This window comes from Limnohabitans sp. JirII-31 (assembly GCF_002778315.1).
Lineage (GTDB): Bacteria > Pseudomonadota > Gammaproteobacteria > Burkholderiales > Burkholderiaceae_C > Limnohabitans.
In genome coordinates this window covers 18,806-36,504 of record NZ_NESA01000011.1, presented here as the reverse complement: position 1 = coordinate 36,504, position 17,699 = coordinate 18,806, and the positions used below count along the sequence as shown (strand labels likewise).

Sequence of the window (17,699 nt, the reverse complement as noted above, 5' to 3'; positions counted from 1 at the left end):
TGCTGCCCTCAATCGGCCTTGATGCCTGTCGACTTGATGAGTGGGCCCCACTTGGCGCGCTCTTTGGCGGCATAGTCGGCCATGGCTTTGGGGCTGCTGGGCGTGGCCTCCAGGCCCAACACCTGCAACTTGGCTTTGATCTCGGTGCTATTCATCGCATTCAGCAGCGCCTTGTTGAGGGTGTGGATCACCTCGTCTGGCGTGCCCGCAGGCGCCACCAAACCTTGCCAGGCATAGGCTTCAAAATTCTTCAGCCCTTGCTCGCTGAGCGTTGGAATTTGCTCAAAGTTTTTCACCCGCTTCGCGCTGGCAATGCCAATGGCACGCAGCTTGCCTGTGGTGATGAACTGATAGCCACTGGCGGTGTCCACAAACATCATGGGCACTTGACCACCCACCACATCTTGCACGGCAGGTGCAGCGCCACGGTAGGGAATGTGGGTGAGCTGGGTCTTGCTGACCTCGCGAAACAGCTCGGTCGTCAAATGGTGCGGGCTGCCTGCACCGGGTGTGGCATAGCTCACGCTGGCTTGGGTTTGAATCCAGGCCAACAACTCTTTGAGGTTGTTGGCAGGCACGCTGGGGTTGACCACCAAGATCATCGGAAAGCGCACCGTCAAACCAATGGGCGCAAAGTCTTTCTCCACATTGAAGGGCAGCTTGCTGTACAGAAAGGGGTTGGCAGCCAGTGTGGCCGTGTCGGCGGACATGATGACGTAGCCATCGTTCTTGGCACGTGCCACATATTCGGCACCAATGTTGGTGGCAGCACCGGGCTTGTTGTTGATGACCAGCGTTTGACCCAGAGACTCACCCATGGTTTGTGCCAGGGCGCGCGCCACCGTGTCGGTGCCGCCACCGGGTGGGTAAGGCACCACCCACTCGATCACCTTGTTCGGGTACTTCTGCGCGATGGCGGCCGTGCCCAGCACCAGCAAACCAACCGCAGCCACAGCCTTGAGTTTTTGAACCATTGAAGTCATCGTGTCTCCTTGAAAAGATGTCTGCGCGTGTCAGAACGCAGCATCTTAAACAAATGTAGTTGCGGGCGCAACTAGGTAGAAACACGGATGGTTGTGTGCGCAACCAATTCAGGTCGGCATCGCAACGCCGACCTCAGAGATTCAGGGCTTGTCTTGTAAGAACTGCAACAGGGCGGCATGAAAGCGCTCGGGCACCTCCAAATGTGGCACGTGGCCCACGCCCTCAAACTCCACCAGCTTGGCACCCGGAATCAGGGCTTGGGTCGTCTTGCCCAATTGCGCAAAGTTGCCCAAAGGACGCACCACCTCAGGCGGCGCAAAGCGGCGGCCAAACACGGTGCGGTCCAGCTGCCCGATGGCCAACAGGGTGGGCACGTTCAACCGTGGCAGCTCAGCCGTGATGGGCGCGTCGTAAATCATCTGGTAGGTGAGCGCCGACACCTTGGCAAAACGTGGGTACTCCGCACTCAGTTGCACGCGGGCGAATTGTTCGACAAAGCGCTCGAACTCAGGCTGCCACACTGGAAAGTAGCTGCGCACAAAGTTGCGATAGGTGGCGGGAGTTTGGGCCATTTCCAGCTTGACCAAGTTGTCGGTGGCTTGTGGCGGAATGTGCAGCGTGTAGTCCTCCAGACCCAGCGGGTTTTCCAACACCAAGGCGCTGACACGTTGCGGATACATCCGTGCAAAGTGCACACCCAACATACCGCCCATGCTGTTGGCCACCACCGCCACGCGGCTCAAGCCCAAATGGGCCAATAGGTGATCGGTGTTGCGGGCCAGATCAGCAAAGTGGTAGCGAATCTCAGGCTTGGACGATTTACCAAAGCCAATTTGATCGGGCGCAATCACCCGGTAGCCTTGTGCGCTGAGGGTGCGCAAGGTGCCCGCCCAATAGTCAGAGCCAAAGTTTTTGCCGTGCATCAACAACACCGTGCGGCCATTGGGCGTGCCCGTGGGTGCCACGTCCATGTACATCATGCGCACCAGTTGGCCTTGCATGTCAAACTGCATGCTCTGCACAGGAAACGGATAGGCCCAGCCCTCCATCGCAGCGCCCAGGGGCTCAGACTGTGCATACGTTGGCGCGGCAGGTGTAGCGCTGCCTTGGGCCAAACATACCGAGGCACTGAAACACACAGCTGCCATAGCCATCGTCCACGTGTTGCTTTTCATACCTTCTCCTTGAGTTCTTGAAACACCGACAATCCCCGCCTGGGCGCCTCGCGCCACGGGGTGCGCCGACATCCTGCCACACCCCACCTGCTCACTTCTTTGAACCCTGTCACCCATGCAAGCCCTGCTCAACGCCATCGCCACGATGCCTCTCCCCCAAGATGCACAACGCATCTTTCATGGCCGTGGCGGTCTGTATCCAGGGTGTGAGCAATGGGCGCTGGATGCCTTTCCCCCGGTGTGGGTGTTGACCAGTTTTCAACCCGTGTCTGAGGATGACCTCGCCACCCTGCACCACGCGCTGTCAACACGCTGGCAACAGTTGTCACCCGATCAACCGCTGAACTGGGTGTTCCAGTGCCGTCACGCCAGCCAAACCGAAACTCGGCTGATGGCAGGCAGCGTGCCCGAGCCGCATGTGGTGAACGAAGACGGTGCCCGCTATCGGGTGCATGTGTTGAAGGGACAAAACCATGGCTTGTTCCTTGACATGGCCGAGGGCCGACGCTGGGTGCGTGCCCATGTGCAAGCGCGCGCACGCCTGAAAGTGCTCAACCTGTTTGCCTACACCTGTGCGTTTTCGGTGGTGGCCATGCAGGCGGGGGCAAGGCATGTGGTGAACGTGGACATGAGCCAGGGCGCCATGACCATTGGCCAACAAAACCACCAGCTCAACGGCGTGATGGCAGGTGCCAGCTTTTTGGTGCATGACATCTTCAAAACCTGGGGCAAGATCACGCGCAGCGGGCCGTATGACTTGATCATCGTCGACCCGCCCAGCTACCAAAAAGGCAGCTTCATCGCCACCAAAGACTACGCCAAGCTGATGCGCCGCCTGCCCGAACTGCTGGCGCCCGAGGGTCAAGCCTTGCTGTGCCTGAACGCGCCCGAGTTGGATGTCGCGTTCTTGCATGAACAGATGCAAACCTTGGCCCCCGAGCTGGTGCTGCAAGAGCGCGTGGCCAACCCCGCCGTGTTTGCCGACGTGTCGCCCGAGCGTGCGCTGAAAGTTCTGGTGTACCAGGGCCCGGGCCTGCCAAAACCCGACGGGCATTTGCCCAACCCCTGATGGGCACTCACTTGACCAGCTCGGTGATCACCAGCTTGCCGTTCTCCGACACCACCACAAAACGCACCTGATCGCCAGCAACCACCCCCTGGAGCAAGGACTTGTCTTTGACCGTGAAGACCATGGTCATGGGCGGCATGTCCAGGCTCTTGATCTCGCCGTGTCGCAGGGTCACCTTACCCGTGGACAGGTCGACTTTCTTCACCTCTGCTTCGGTGAAAGCCGCTGCACTTGAACGCGTCTGCGGGGTCTGTGGCGCAGTTTGTGCCATGCCAGTCATGCCGCACGACAAGCCGCCGCACAGCACGAGCACGGACAGCATAGGTTTTAAAAATTTCACCATCGAAGATCTCCTATTCCAAAAAATATCAATGCTCGCCATGCGCATGGGGTTTGCGAATTTGCACTTCAACTTCAGAGGCGGGTTTGTCCACACACGGCATGCTCTGACCGCCCACGCCATGCTGACGCTTCGGGGGTACCACCGCGCCTGCGTATGGCTGCGCCACCGTGCCTGGGGGATGCTGAAACCAACCCGGGTTGCTGTAGTCGCCGTTTTTTTGTGTCTTTCTGACCTTCAAAACACTGAACATGCCGCCCATCTCGACCGAGCCAAACGGCCCCTCGCCGGTCATCATGGGCACGGTGTTGTCGGGCAAGGGCATCTCCATCTCCGCCATGTCGGCCATGCCGCGCTCGCCCATCACCATGTAATCGGGAATCAAGCGGTTGATTTTTTTGCCAATGTCGCGGTGGTCCACACCAATCAGGGTCGGCACGTTGTGGCCCATGGCGTTCATGGTGTGGTGGCTTTTGTGGCAATGCAAGGCCCAGTCACCCTCCTCGTCGGCCACAAACTCGATTTGACGCATTTGCCCCACCGCCACATCGGTGGTCACTTCGGGCCAGCGTGCGGTGTGGGGTATGGCCCCACCATCGGTGCCGGTCACGGTGAACTCGTGGCCGTGCAGATGGATGGGGTGGTTGGTCATCGTCAAGTTGCCCACCCGGATGCGCACCTTGTCGTTGAGCTTCACGTTCAATGAATCAATGCCCGGAAACACGCGGCTGTTCCACGCCCACAGGTTGAAGTCCAGCATGGTCATGGTCTTGGGGGTGTAGCTGCCGGGGTCAATGTCAAAGGCATTGAGCAGAAAACAGAAATCCCGCTGCACGGTGTCGATGAGCGGATGTTTGTCTTTGGGATGGGTGATCCACAGACCCATCATGCCCATGGCCATTTGCGTCATCTCATCGGCATGCGGGTGGTACATGAAGCTGCCAGGTCGGCGCGCCACAAACTCATAGACAAAGGTTTGTCCAGGCTGAATGGCCCGCTGGGTCAGACCCGACACGCCGTCCATGCCATTGGGCACGCGCTGTCCATGCCAGTGCACGCTGGTGTGCTCAGGCAGTTTGTTGGTGACAAACACTCGCACCCGGTCACCCTCCACCACTTCGATGGTGGGCCCCGGGCTTTGCCCGTTGTAACCCCACAAATGGGCTTTGAAGCCGGGTGCCATTTCGCGCACCACCGGCTCGGCCACCAGGTGAAACTCTTTCACACCCTGGTTCATGCGCCATGGCAAGGTCCAGCCGTTGAGTGTGACCACCGGGTTGTAGGGCCGCCCGGTGTTGGGCACCAAGGCAGGCATGGTGTCGGGCTGGGTTTGAATGACGGCCTCAGGCACACCCGCCAAGGCATACCGCCCCACCGCAGCCGCCGATGCAGCGCCACCGGCAATGCCAGCGAACTTGAAAAATTCTCGTCGTGATGTCATGACTATCCCTTGTCAGTGGCCCGCAGGACTGTTGGCCGTGGTGCTGTTGGACGCGACCCACGCGATGGTGGTGGGGCGTCCCATCAGCGTGGCTTGCAACGCCGCGTCGGCCAGCCAGAACTGCTGTTCAGCGGCGATGGCAGAAACCACGGCAGAAATTTGATCGCGTGAATCGGCCAACAGCTCAAACACGCCAATCAACATGCCGTTGTAGCGCAGCACGTTTTCATCGGCGATGACCTTGCGCAAAGGCAGCACCTCTTCTTTGTAATGTCGGCTCACGTCATGCGCCGTGCGATAAGCCGCGTAGCTCTCACGCAAGCTCGAACCGGCCAAGCGCAACGTGGACTCCAGCCGATGGGCCGCAGCCAGCGTTTGCGCTGACATGGCCTCGCGTTGCATGCCACCCCAGTCAAAGACCGGCAGCTTCACACCCACTTCATAGCCACGCCGTGACGCCGAGGTGGCCGCGCTGCTGTCGGACACACGGCCACGTCGCACCGACAACTCGATGTCGGTGAAGCTCGTGACTTGGTTGAGCCCTTGCGCTTTGGCCGCCACGTTGAGTGCGGCCCGGGCTTGTTGTATGTCCAAGCGCTCATACGTGGCTTGCTGCGCCACGTCCTGGGGCAACAACGGCTGCTTGGGCACATCGGGCAACCGCTCGGGCAGCACCAGTTGCTGGGCCTGGTCGTCGTCCAAGCCCAACCAGCGCACCAGCTCTTCTTTGCGTGACAAGGCCGCTTGCGTGGCCGTGGCCAGTTGGGCTGCTGCATCTGCATAAAACGCCTGGTGCCGGGCCCGGGTGAGTTTGTTGAAGTTGCCCACCGCCTCCATGCGGCGCGCCAACTCGGCACTGGCTTGGGCGCTGGCCACCACCTGCTCGGCGTAGTGGGCCATCTGTTGCGCCGCCACGGCACGCACCCAGGCTTGGCGCACTTGGGTGACTTGGTCCACCACCTCCGAGGCCGCCTGAACCTGCGCTTGTTCCATGCGCACATCCGCCATCGCTGCGCGTTGCGGCAGCGTCAACAGGTCTAACAAACCGAAGGTGAGAAACCGGTTGAGCTCCAACTCGCTGCCGGTGACCACGCGCTCGAAAGCAAAACTCGGGTTGGCAATGCGCCCGCTTTGCGCGGCACGGGCCCCCAACTCCCCCTGCTGCGCCAGCAAGGCCTGAAACGCGGGACTGTTGTTGAGCAGCAATTGCACCGCCTCTTTGGGCCCCACCGGAGCGGCCAAGAGCTGACGACTGATTGCCCGGCGCTGGTCGCGCTGGGCTTGGGTGCGCGCCAGGTTCAACCCGCCTTGCGAGAAGTTGCGGGTGGTGCGGCTGGTCTGGTCCATGCCTTGTTGCATGTCATAGCTGCTGCATCCCGCCAAACCCAACACAAGCCACACCATGGCACGGACTGGCAAGGGCCGCCGTTTGTCGAGAAAAGTCATGGCTGGCCTCCATGCACATGGGGTGGTGGCGGTGTTGAAGTCGCGCTTGGCACCGCGCTGGGTGTCGGTGCAAGTTCTTTGGCATAGGCACGCCACCCACCCACTTGTTGCACCGTGTCATTGGCCTGTGGCCACGACTGAACAGGTGACGCGACATAACGTTGGTAGCTGTCAAACGTCGAGCGGTAGCGCAAGTCCACAGAGGGCTTGGCTGTGGCACTGGGCTGCGTGGCAGGAACAGGCGCTGTGGCAAGTGCATCCGCCTGTGCCCACGCGCTGCCCGCCAGCGCACAGCCTAAACAGGCACTGAGCAGGGCGCACCCGGGCCACCACCTCGCAACAAGCAGCGAGCACGGCATTGGTTTTTTGAAAGACATAGATTCCTCGTTGACCATGGATCAAACATCTCAGGATGGCGCGCCACCCAGAGGTCCGTGCACTGACAACCAAGAGGTTGCAGCGCGATCAGGCGAGGAAGGTGCGGGGCGGTCGCTCTAAGTGGTTGGGTGACCACTCACCCAACAGCACAGCAGGGGCCGCCACCAGGGTGTGAGCTGGCTGCCCCAATGCCAACACCACAGGTGCTGGCAACAGCGCCACGCCCACACAGCACTGCGCGCAGGTGCTGCATGTGTGGTGAGGTGTGGCGCTTACGTTGGCGTTGGCGTTGGCGTTGGCTTGGGCTGACGACGCGTCATGCGGCGTTGGCACATGCTGTGCCACTGCCTGCGCGTCATGGCCGTGGTGCCCGTGGTGGGCGTCCAGGTGCACCTGTGCGGGTGGGGTCTGTGCCACGACATGAGCAACCACCACAGCCGCTTTGCCGTGGCAAAACATTTGACTGACCGCAGCCATGCCTTGCAGTGGCACTGCAAGGACCAGCCAACACATCAACCAAAGTTTGAGGGGTTTCACGCGATCGATGTTAGCAGGGGTGCACAGGCCCTTAACGGCATCACGCCCAACACCATCATTGGGCTTGCGGGGCGGGGTGCAGGTCGGTGATCAAGCCCGCCTTGGCCACTTGGCCTGGCACGTCGTGGCCCACGATGTAGGGCAAACCACGCGCCACCGACAGCAAACGCGGCAAGTCCATGCCGGTGTCGTAGCCCATGGCGTGCAACATGTGCACCGCGTCTTCGCTGCAAATATTGCCACTCGCGCCTGGCGCATACGGGCAACCGCCCAAGCCACCGAGTGAGCCGTCAAATCGCACAATGCCGCCCTGCACCGCGGCCAGCAAGTTGGCCAGGCCCATGCCACGCGTGTTGTGGAAATGCAGCGTCAGCTGCACGCCCTTCACGCGCTGCTGCAAGGTCTCGACCATGTGGGCCACCTGGCCCGGGTGTGCCATGCCCGTGGTGTCGCAAATGGTCAAACCGCGCACACCCAAGCCCGCAAAGCGCTCGGCGAACTGCACCACCTCAGCCTCGGGCACATCACCTTCCATGGGGCAACCAAAGGCGGTGGAGAGCGACACGTTGATGGGCGTGCGCCCATCCACATGACGCACCACCTCGGCCAGTGCGGCAAAGCTTTGCTCACGGCCCATGCGCAAGTTGGCGCGGTTGTGGGTCTCCGACGTGGACATCACCAAGTTCAGTTCATCGGCCTTGGACTCCAGCGCGCGCTCAGCCCCACGCAGGTTAGGCACCAGCACGGTGTATTCCACCTCCGGTGCACGCGTGATACGCCCCATCACCTCTTCGGCGTCGCGCAGCATCGGAATGGCTTTGGGCGAGACAAACGAGGTGGCTTCGATCTTGGCGTAACCGCACAAACTCAGCGCGTCGATCAACGCCACTTTGGCGTCGGTGGCGATGAACTCAGGCTCGATCTGAAAGCCATCGCGGGTCACCACTTCGTTGAAATAAATACGTGTCATGCGACGATGCCTTGGTCTTTGAGGGTTTGAATTTGTTCGGGGGTGAGGCCCATGTTGCTGAGCACCGCATCGGTGTCTTGGCCCAGTGCGGGTGCGTTGCGGCGATGCCCGCCCGGCGTGCGCGACAGCTTGGGCACGATGCCCGGCACGGCCATGGACGTGCCGTCGTTCATCTGCACCTGCTGAATCATGCCGCGCGCTTGGTAGTGTGGGTCGGCAGCAATGTCGGCCACGGTGTAGATGCGCCCGGCAGGCACCGAGGCCGCGTCCAACACGGCCAGCACCTCGTCCACCGTGCGCTCTGCCGCCCAGGCACCCAGGGCGGCATCGATCTCGTCCACCCGTTTGACGCGGCCCGCGTTGTCAGCCAGCGCGGGGTCTTGCCCTAAGTCGTCTCGGCCCACGGCATGCATCAAGCGCTTGTAAATGCTGTCGCCGTTGCCCGCGATCAAGGCATAGCCCCCATCACGGCAGCGGTACGCATTGGTTGGTGCAATGCCGGGCAAGGCGCTGCCAGCGGGCCCACGCACCGCGCCAAAGGCGCTGTACTCGGGCAGCAAACTCTCCATGCAGTTGAAGACCGCTTCGTACAAAGCCACATCAATCACCTGGCCCTGGCCACTGCGTTGACGCTCGTGCAGCGCCATCAAGATGCCAATCACGCCATGCAAAGAAGCCAGCGTATCGCCCAAGCTGATGCCCACGCGCACCGGCACACGCCCGGGCTCGGCGGTGAGGTGGCGCAAACCGCTCATGGCCTCGGCCACCACGCCAAAACCCGGCTTGTCGCGGTAAGGGCCGGTTTGTCCGTAGCCGCTGATGCGCAGCATGATCAAGCGCGGGTTGATGGCGTGCAAATCGTCGGGCCCCAAGCCCCAGCCTTCCATGGCACCGGGACGGAAGTTTTCAATCAGCACATCGGCATCGCGCACCAACTGGCGCACGATGTCTTGCGCTTGGGGCTGTTTCAAGTCCAGCGCCACCGAACGCTTGTTGCGCGACTGCACCTGCCACCACACCGAGGTGCCGTCTTTGAGCAAACGCCATTTGCGCAGCGGGTCGCCGCTGCCGGGGGTTTCGATCTTGATCACCTCGGCACCAAAGTCGGCCAAGGTTTTGGCGGCGAAAGGGCCGGCGATGAGCTGGCCGAGTTCGATCACGCGCAAGCCGCTGAGGGGGCCGGTAGAAGCAGAAAAAGTGTCGTTTGGCATAGGGCGAAGAGTGTGCCTGAAACCGATGCAGTCAGCAGACCCTGATGTGCCAAACGTGACGCTGATTGGCGCAGAATTGTCAGAGTTCTTTTATCGACAAATAAGATAGATATCGAATATTATCGATAAAACAACACCCAACCTTGCCCCTCGATTCAGGACACACGATGACGACCAGTTCCCCCCAAGACGCGCTTTCTCTCTCTGTCACCGAAGCCGCCATGCGCAGCTTTGGCACCGCCAGCAACCCCCGCCTGGGCGAAGTCATGGCGCTGTTGGTCAAGCACCTTCATGCCTTTGTGCAAGAGTCGCACCTGACCAAAGCCGAGTGGCTGCAAGGTCTGGAGTTTTTGACGGCCAGCGCCGCCATCACCGATGGTGAACGCAACGAGTTCAGCCTGATCTCCGACATCATGGGCATCTCATCGATGGTCGACGTGGTGTCGCAGCCGGTGGGCGGCACGCCCAGCAGCGTGTTGGGCCCGTTCCACAACCACGACTCCAAAGTCAAGCCCAATGGCAGCGACCTGACAGAAGGCCAAGCCGGCGAGCGCACCTGGTTCAAAGGCCGTGTGGTGGGAGTGGACGGCCAGCCCATCCCCAACGCAGAACTCGACTTTTGGCAAAACGCAGACAACGGCCTGTACCCCGCGCAAGACCCTGAGCAAGACCCGCACAACCTGCGTTGCAAAATCAAGTGCGAGGCCGACGGCAGCTTCAACCTCCTCACCATCCGCCCCCACCCCTACACCGTGCCCACCGACGGCCCTGTCGGCGCGCTGCTGCGTGCCAGCAACCGTGGCATTTGGCGTCCAGCCCACTACCACGTCATCGTGAGCGCACCGGGCCATGTGGGCTTGGTGACCGAGCTGTTCCCCGAGGGCTCGGATTACATCGACAACGACACCGTGTTTGGCGTGCGCCCCGGCCTGGTGGTGCCCTTTGTGCCGTCACACAACAAGGCTGTGGCCGAGCGCTTTGGCATCGAAACGCCTTTCTTGGAAGTCAACTTCGAGTTCTGCCTGGTCAAAGCCAACTGACACGCAACGCGCTTTCACCGATACACACACAACGAGGAGACAGACATGGCCCAACTCACACACCGCTTGCACACCCTGGCACGCACCACCACCTGGACGAGCATCGGCTTGGCGGCTGTGTGCAGCATGCTTAGCCTGAACGCATCGGCCCAAGCCGAGTGGCCCAAGGCCAAGCCTGTGACCTTGCTGGTGGCGTTTGCCCCAGGCGCGTCCACCGACATCGTGGCGCGCTCGCTGACGCAAAAGTTGTCCGAGATCACGGGCGGCAACTTCATTGTCGAAAACAAAGGCGGTGCAGGCGGCAACATTGCCACGGGCCAAGTCAAACGCGCGGCACCCGATGGCTACACCGTGCTGGTGCACAGCGTGGCCTTTGCGGTCAATCCCTCGCTCTATGCCGACGCTGGCTACGACGCGCTGAAAGACTTCGCGCCTTTGGCGCTGGGCCCCAAAACACCCAACATCTTCACCGTCAACCCGAGCGTGTCGGCCAAGACGCTGCCTGAGTTGGTGGAAGAAGCCAAAAAGACCCCCATGAGCTACGCCTCGTCTGGCATTGGCACCACCACCCATTTGTCGATGGAGCGCTTAAAAACTGCCGCCAAGGTGGACATCACCCATGTGCCCTACCAACCTGCGGCGGCCATCAACGCCGTGGTGGCCGGCCACACGCCCATGGCCAGCACCTCCATGCCGCCAGCGGTGCCGATGATCAAGGCGGGCAAGCTTCGCGCCCTGGCCGTGACCAGCGCCACCCGCTCGCCGCTGTTACCCGAAGTGCCCTCGATCACCGAGTTTGGCTACAAAGAGTTTGACGACTACACCTGGTTTGGTTTCTTCTTGCCCGCGGGCACACCGCAGGCCATCGTCGACAAACTCAACGCCGCACTCAACCGCGCCATGGAGTCGCAAGACGTGGTGGACAAATTTGCCCAGCTTGGCATGTCCAGCAGCCGCAACAGCGCTGCCGAATTTGGCAGCTTCTTGCGCGCCGAAGTGCCCAAGTGGGCGGCGGTGGTCAAAAGCTCGGGCGCGAAAGCAGACTGACCGGTTGACAAAGCAAACCTAGAATGAAGGTGTGACCTCTCACACCCTGCTCCACCGCTGTCGGCTCGCGCTGCTGCACACCCTTTGGGTGTTGCTGGCACTCGGGCCGTTTTTGCACGCGCATTACGGCAGCAGCAGCCGCACTGGCTTTCACATGGACGAGGTCAGCCAGGCGGTGTCGCACTTACCGCATCTGGGCCACACCACGGAGCTGAGCCAAGCCGACACGCCCGAGTCACCCGCGCTGGGCGTGGCCACCTCGCACACACGCGAGGTCAGCGACCCAGACCACAACCCCCTCAGCAGCGCCGCCGCTCACCCTGTACACCCAGACCCAGTGGCCCTAGCCCCCCTGCTTGCCACAGTGTGGCAACACACAAGCCACACCCCACACGCGCCCTATCGCGCAGGCCTGCCGCCACCGGCACTGGCACCTCCCCTCTCGTTCCTCCACGCTTGAACGCCCGCGTCACAGAGGTGTGGTCTGATGACCCCATCACGATGCGCGAGGCCGTCGCAGACTGCGACCTTGTTTTTTCATGGTTTGTTTGGAAGGAGTTGGGTATGTCCAATTCAATCGGTTCAAAGATTCTTTCGGGTCTGACGCTGTGCTGCGCACTGGGGACGGGCTTTAGCCACGCACAAACCCCAGCCACGCAGCCTAAGCTGCTGGCGCTGGACGCCAAGCAGCAAGCGGCACTCGGCGTGCAAGTGGCCACGCCGCTTGCGGCCAACACCGCGCAGTTGCTGGCCAGCGCCACGGTGAACACGCTGCCGGGCAAAGACGTGACGGTGTCGGCCCCTTACCCAGGCCAGTTGTCGCGCTTGTGGGTGGGCGTGGGGGATCGGGTCAAGGCCGGGGCAGCACTGGCGCAGTTCACCAGCCCGATGCTGGGTGAGGCGCGCCGTCAATGGCAAGAGGCGCAACTGGAATTGAAGAACGCCAACAGCGCATTGCAACGCGACCAAGCCATGCTGGACGAGGGCATCATCCCTGCCGTGCGGGTGCAGATCACGCGCAACAAGCAAGAGGCCGCACAAGCGCTGGTGCAAGCCCGCGAGGCCGAGCTGCGCGCAGCAGGCATCGGCGCCAACGCAGACCACGACAAAGCGACCATGGGCTATGCCAGCGGCACCTTGACCGCGCCCATTGCGGGCGTGGTGACCCAAGCGTTTGCGGCCGTGGGCCAACGGGTGGAGCCCGGTGCGGTGCTGTTCAAGCTGGCCGACGACAGCAGCTTGCAACTCGACATCCAACTCGCCAGCGACAAAGCCGCGCAGTTGCAAGTGGGCGACGCAGTGCTGGTGCCCAGCCGCGAAGCGCAAGCCAAGATCGTGGGCGTGAGCCGCGCGGTGGACGCCAGCCAACTGGCCAAAGCCCGGGCCGTGGTGACTCAGCCCGGCCGCTTGCAAGTGGGCGAGGTGGTGGCCATCACCGTGCAAGCCAAAGCCCCGACGGCGACAAGCGTCGCGCGTTGGCTGGTGCCTGCGCGGGCACTGACGCCTTGGAACAACCAGTCGCTGGTGTTTGTGCGTCAAAGCACGGGCTTTAGTGCGCAACCGGTGCGCGTGCTGTCGTCCAACGATGACATGGCCTTGGTCGAAGCCAACTGGCCCGCCAACGCGCAGGTGGCCATCAGCGGCATTGCAGCCTTGCGTGCCTTGCTGCAAAAGGACGAATGATGTTTGAACACCTGATTCGCCTGAGCCTGCGTTACCGCAACCTCACGCTGGGCTTGGGGGTGGCTTTGTTGCTGGGCGGCTTGCAAGCGTGGCTGACTTTGCCGATTGATGCCTTTCCCGACATTTCGCCCACCCAGGCCAAATTGATTTTGAAAATTCCGGGCATGACGCCGGAAGAAATTGAGCAACGCGTGGTCAAACCCGTGGAGCAAGAGCTGCTGAGCATTCCCAACAAACGGGTGGTGCGCTCGGTCTCGAAGTACGGCATTGCCGACATCACGATTGACTTTGACGAAGGCATCGACATTTACTGGGCGCGCCAGCAAGTGTCTGAACGCCTCAACAACGTGATGCGCGACTTGCCTGCCAGCGTGAGCGGCGGCTTGGCCCCCATCACCACACCCTTGAGCGAGATGTTCATGTTCACGCTTGAAGGTGACGGCTTCAGCCTGGCCGAGAAACGCCGCGTGCTGGACTGGGTGATTCGCCCCGAGCTGCGCACCGTCACCGGTGTGGCCGAAGTCAACTCGCTGGGCGGCGAAGTGCAAACCCTGGAAGTGGTGCCCAACCCCGAGCGCATGGCGGCCTTGGGCGTGAGCATGGGTGACTTGCGCCAAGCCCTGCTGGCCAACAACAGCAACGACGGCGCGGGCCGCTTGACGCTGGGCGACGAATCGCTGGTGGTGCGGGTGGTGGGTGCGGTGCGCTCGCTTGACGACTTGCGCACCGTGCGTTTGGCCACCGCCCAACCCAACCTCAAGGTGTATGTGGACGACGTGGCCACGGTGCGCTTAGGCGCGCTCACGCGCTACGGCGCAGTGACCGAGAACGGCCAAGGCGAAGCGGTGCAAGGCCTGGTGCTGGGCATGCGTGGCGTGAACGCGCGCGACTTGGTGACACAGGTCAGCGCCAAGCTCGACGACATTCAACCCCGCCTGCCCTCTGGCATGCGGGTGCAGGTGTTTTACAACCGGGGCGAGTTAGTGTCGCGTGCGGCGGGCACGGTGATCAAGGCTTTGCTGGAAGCGTCGGTGCTGGTGTGCGTGACGCTGTATGTGTTCTTGGGTGGCTTGCGCGCCGCGTTGGTGGTGGCGGTGTCGCTGCCCTTGGCCTTGCTGTGCACCTTCATGCTCATGCATGCGTTTGGGCTGACCGCCAACCTGATGAGCCTGGGCGGCTTGGCGATTGCACTGGGCATGCTGGTGGATGCGTCGGTGGTGGTGGTGGAGAACATCGAAACCGCGTTTGCGGCGCACAGCGGCCACCACGCTTTGTCGCGGGCCGAGGTGCTGATGGGCGCGGTGCGCCAAGTGGTCAAACCGGTGGTGGCGGGCGTGCTGATCATCTGCGTGGTGTTTTTGCCGCTGCTGAGTTTGCAGGGGCTGGAAGGCAAGTTGTTCTCGCCCGTGGCGGTGACCATCATCTTGGCCCTGGCCGCGTCGCTGCTGATGGCCTTCACCGTGGTGGTGGCCTTGGCCTCTTGGCTGCTCAAAGAACAAGGTGCGCATGAGCCGCGTTTGATGCAGTGGATTCACGCTGGCTATGTGCGTGTGCGCGACACGGTCTGGCGTCACCCCAAGTGGTTGTATGGCACCTCGCTGGCGTCGCTGGTGCTGGCCGCAGGCTTGTACACCGTGATTGGCAAAACCTTCATGCCTACGATGGACGAGGGCGACATCATCGTGCAGCTGCAAAAGCTGCCCTCGATCTCGCTCGAAGCCTCGCTGGAGATGGACACCCGGGTTCAGCAAGCCATTCTGGCCAGCGTGCCCGAAGTCAAAGCGGTGGTGGCACGCACCGGGTCCGACGAGTTGGGGCTCGACCCGATGGGCTTGTACGAGACCGACACGTTTTTGGTGCTCAAGCCCAAGGGCGAATGGCGTGGCAACAAAGAAGACATCGTGGCCGAGTTGCGCACGGTATTGGAAGGGTTTCCGGGGCTGGTGTACGGCTTCACGCAACCGATTGAAATGCGGGTGTCCGAGATGCTGACCGGCACGCGCGGCGATGTGGCCATCAAGATTTTTGGCGCCGACTTGAACCAGTTGCAAGAAGCCGCGCAACGCGTGGCCGAGGCCATGCGCACCATCCCCGGTGCGGGCGAAGTGATTGCCCCCAAGGGCGATGGCTTGCAGTACCTGTCGGTCGAGGTCAACCGCACGCTGGCAGGTCAGGCAGGCCTGAGCGTGGAGGCAGTGCAGCAGGCCTTGAAGAACCAAGTCGAGGGCGAAGCGCTGGGCTATGTGCTGCAAGACGGTGTGCGTGCGCCCCTCACGCTCAAAGGCAATGAGGCCGTGCGGCACAGCCCGGAGGCCTTCAAGAACCTGCGCTTGGTCGCCCCCAATGGCAGCAGCTGGACCGCAGGCAGCTTGGCCACCATCGCGGTGGTGGATGGCCCGATTCGGGTGGACCACGAACAAAGCGCGCGCTTCACCACCGTGCAGGTGTCGGTGGACGGGCGCGACCTGGGAGGTTACGTGCAAGACGCACAAGCGGCTGTGGCCGCGCTGAATTTGCCCAAGCACTTGCGCGTGGTGTGGGGCGGACAGTTTGAAAACCAGCAACGCGCTGCGGCACGTTTGGCTCTGGTGATACCGGCTGCGCTGGGTTTGATTTTTGCCATCTTGGTGGTCACCTTTGGGTCGGTGGTGCAGGCAGGCATTATTTTTGTGAACATCCCGTTTGCCTTGGTGGGCGGGGTGGTGGCGCTGGCTGTGTCGGGCGAATATTTGTCGGTGCCGGCCTCGGTGGGCTTCATTGCACTGCTGGGCATTGCGGTGCTCAACGGCGTGGTGATGGTGACGCACTTCAACGAGCGTTTGCTGGAAGGCGAAGACCTGGCCACCGTGGTGCGTCTGGGCTCTGAGCGGCGCTTGCGCCCGGTGTTGATGACGGCGGTGATCACAGCGCTGGGGATGATTCCGCTGCTGTTTGCCACTGGGCCCGGCTCTGAAATTCAACGGCCCTTGGCGGTGGTGGTGACGGGCGGTTTGCTGACCTCCACATTGCTGACCTTGCTGTTGTTGCCCAAAATTTTTGAGCGCTTTGGCGCTGCCGACAGTGTGGGCGAAGCCTGGCACGCAGTGGTTCACCGCTCGGCTCTGTTGTCACGCTTGTTCACGAGGAAACAGCCATGAAACATCTGCTTGGATTGACCCTGCTGCTGAGCACGGCCTTGCATGCCAGCCCGGAGCTGGCCGCGTACTTGCCTGCGGAGGCGGCGGCAAAAGAGGCGCTCATCCAATCGCCCCTGCTGCAACAAGCACGCGCTCGCAAGCAGGCACTGGGGCTGCATGCGCAAGCCATTGACGCGGGCACGGCCGAGTTCAGCGTGCGTGTCTTGCAACAGCGGCGCAGAACCAACAGCGACCGCTATGGCGAGTCGAGCATCAGCCTGGAACGCCCGGTGCGCTTGTGGGGCAAGCGTGGCATCGACGCTGAGCTGGCGCAGCAAACCCAGGCCCTGGCCGACATTGAATACGCCGACGCGGTGCACGAAGCCAGCCGCGAGTTGTTGAAGCACTGGTTTGCCTACCTGCGCGCCAGCACCACACACGCCAACGCCAACACCAACCTGGAACTGGCCCAAGCCACCTTGCGCTTGGCCAGCGTGCGTTTGAAGTACGGTGAAATTTCGCAACTTGACGCGCAATTGGCACAGGCCGAGTTGCAGCGCACCCAGGCGGCGTGGCAACTCAGCCAGGCTGAATTGAGCAGTGCCACCGCGGCCTTGCAGCGCCGCTACCCCGGTCTGCCTTTGCCCAACACGACGTTCAAGCGCATGGCACAAGACCAGCAAGGGCCTGCGCCGCTGGACAACACGTCCGCCTTGCGCGACGCGTTTTTGCAAACCAACCATGAGCTCAACATGTTGCGCATCGATGCACAGCGCTTGCGCTTGCACGCCCAGCGCGTGAACCGCGACCGCTTGCCTGACCCCACCGTGGGCCTCTTCACCGCGCGTGAATTTGCAGGCGCTGAACAGGTGACTGGCCTGAGTGTGGCCATTGCTTTTCCGGGCGACGCACGCAGCTACCAAGGCCAGGCCGCACTGGCCGAAGCACAAGCCGCCGAAGACAAGGTGGCCACCTTGCAGCGCACGTTAAGCGCTGCCTTTGACACCACCTTGGCGCAGTACCAGCACAAGCGTTTGGCCGCTGAGCAACTGCAACTGGCCGCACAAGCGCAAACGCTGGCCGCCGACAAATCACGCACCGCCTTCACCTTGGGCGAGCACAGCATGTCCGACATGCTGACCATTGCCCGCGTGGCCAACGACAACCGTTTGGCCGCCGAGTTGATGCGGGTGGACGTGGTGGAATTGCTCACCAGCGTGCGGCTGGACTTGCATGAAATTTGGGACTTCGACGAGTAAGCC

The 17,699-nt window shown here is 61.9% G+C and carries 16 protein-coding genes; 7 read left to right on the top strand and 9 right to left on the bottom strand.

Features of this window, described 5'->3' with window-relative positions; genetic code table 11:
- Window positions 1-8: 8 nt before the first annotated feature.
- Window positions 9-974, bottom strand: a complete 966-nt coding sequence (locus tag B9Z41_RS13425; RefSeq protein ID WP_100147588.1) for a tripartite tricarboxylate transporter substrate binding protein — start codon at window positions 972-974, stop codon at window positions 9-11.
- A gap of 150 nt (window positions 975-1,124) precedes the next feature.
- Window positions 1,125-2,159 (bottom strand): alpha/beta fold hydrolase, encoded by a 1,035-nt coding sequence (locus B9Z41_RS13420; RefSeq protein WP_100147587.1) that lies wholly within the window; start codon window positions 2,157-2,159, stop codon window positions 1,125-1,127.
- 115 nt (window positions 2,160-2,274) lie between these two features.
- Between B9Z41_RS13420 and B9Z41_RS13415 the strand changes: the two genes are divergently transcribed.
- Window positions 2,275-3,228 carry a class I SAM-dependent methyltransferase gene (locus tag B9Z41_RS13415; RefSeq protein ID WP_100147586.1) on the top strand — a complete coding sequence of 318 codons (954 nt, stop codon included), beginning with the start codon at window positions 2,275-2,277 and terminating at the stop codon, window positions 3,226-3,228.
- Between the two features lie 7 nt (window positions 3,229-3,235).
- Here the strand turns inward: B9Z41_RS13415 and B9Z41_RS13410 are convergent, their stop codons facing one another.
- The 7 genes from B9Z41_RS13410 to B9Z41_RS13380 form a co-directional block, all read right to left on the bottom strand.
- The gene (locus B9Z41_RS13410; protein ID WP_233202679.1) at window positions 3,236-3,550 is read right to left on the bottom strand and encodes a copper-binding protein; all 315 of its coding nucleotides are present in this window, start codon (window positions 3,548-3,550) and stop codon (window positions 3,236-3,238) included.
- A 46-nt stretch (window positions 3,551-3,596) separates the two neighbouring features.
- The gene (locus B9Z41_RS13405) at window positions 3,597-5,009 is read right to left on the bottom strand and encodes a multicopper oxidase family protein (protein ID WP_100147584.1); all 1,413 of its coding nucleotides are present in this window, start codon (window positions 5,007-5,009) and stop codon (window positions 3,597-3,599) included.
- Between the two features lie 12 nt (window positions 5,010-5,021).
- On the bottom strand, window positions 5,022-6,413 hold the full coding sequence (locus B9Z41_RS13400; RefSeq protein ID WP_100147583.1) for a TolC family protein: 1,392 nt from the start codon (window positions 6,411-6,413) through the stop codon (window positions 5,022-5,024).
- A gap of 38 nt (window positions 6,414-6,451) precedes the next feature.
- Entirely contained in the window at window positions 6,452-6,832 is a 381-nt protein-coding gene (locus tag B9Z41_RS13395) for a hypothetical protein (protein ID WP_100147582.1), read from the bottom strand.
- A gap of 88 nt (window positions 6,833-6,920) precedes the next feature.
- Window positions 6,921-7,370: a hypothetical protein gene (locus B9Z41_RS13390; RefSeq protein WP_143474207.1), complete on the bottom strand. Its 450-nt coding sequence runs from the start codon at window positions 7,368-7,370 to the stop codon at window positions 6,921-6,923.
- Window positions 7,371-7,425: 55 nt separating this feature from the next.
- Complete coding sequence (locus tag B9Z41_RS13385) at window positions 7,426-8,340, bottom strand: hydroxymethylglutaryl-CoA lyase (protein WP_100147580.1); 915 nt, start codon at window positions 8,338-8,340, stop codon at window positions 7,426-7,428.
- Window positions 8,337-9,551, bottom strand: a complete 1,215-nt coding sequence (locus tag B9Z41_RS13380) for a CaiB/BaiF CoA-transferase family protein (RefSeq protein ID WP_100147579.1) — start codon at window positions 9,549-9,551, stop codon at window positions 8,337-8,339. The genes B9Z41_RS13385 and B9Z41_RS13380 overlap by 4 nt, the downstream gene beginning before the upstream one ends.
- 167 nt (window positions 9,552-9,718) lie before the next feature.
- Here B9Z41_RS13380 and B9Z41_RS13375 point away from each other — a divergent pair, with 167 nt between their 5' ends.
- The 6 genes from B9Z41_RS13375 to B9Z41_RS13350 all read left to right on the top strand — a co-directional run bounded on the left by B9Z41_RS13375 (window position 9,719) and on the right by B9Z41_RS13350 (window position 17,696).
- Window positions 9,719-10,591: a dioxygenase gene (locus B9Z41_RS13375; protein ID WP_100147578.1), complete on the top strand. Its 873-nt coding sequence runs from the start codon at window positions 9,719-9,721 to the stop codon at window positions 10,589-10,591.
- A 45-nt stretch (window positions 10,592-10,636) separates the two neighbouring features.
- On the top strand, window positions 10,637-11,638 hold the full coding sequence (locus tag B9Z41_RS13370; RefSeq protein WP_100147577.1) for a tripartite tricarboxylate transporter substrate binding protein: 1,002 nt from the start codon (window positions 10,637-10,639) through the stop codon (window positions 11,636-11,638).
- A 31-nt stretch (window positions 11,639-11,669) separates the two neighbouring features.
- Window positions 11,670-12,098 carry a hypothetical protein gene (locus tag B9Z41_RS13365; protein WP_100147576.1) on the top strand — a complete coding sequence of 143 codons (429 nt, stop codon included), beginning with the start codon at window positions 11,670-11,672 and terminating at the stop codon, window positions 12,096-12,098.
- A gap of 104 nt (window positions 12,099-12,202) precedes the next feature.
- Complete coding sequence (locus tag B9Z41_RS13360; protein ID WP_158236181.1) at window positions 12,203-13,321, top strand: efflux RND transporter periplasmic adaptor subunit; 1,119 nt, start codon at window positions 12,203-12,205, stop codon at window positions 13,319-13,321.
- The gene (locus tag B9Z41_RS13355) at window positions 13,321-16,458 is read left to right on the top strand and encodes an efflux RND transporter permease subunit (RefSeq protein ID WP_100147666.1); all 3,138 of its coding nucleotides are present in this window, start codon (window positions 13,321-13,323) and stop codon (window positions 16,456-16,458) included. Before B9Z41_RS13360 ends, B9Z41_RS13355 begins: the two co-directional genes overlap by 1 nt.
- Window positions 16,455-17,696: a TolC family protein gene (locus B9Z41_RS13350; protein WP_100147574.1), complete on the top strand. Its 1,242-nt coding sequence runs from the start codon at window positions 16,455-16,457 to the stop codon at window positions 17,694-17,696. The genes B9Z41_RS13355 and B9Z41_RS13350 overlap by 4 nt, the downstream gene beginning before the upstream one ends.
- Window positions 17,697-17,699 lie beyond the last annotated feature (3 nt).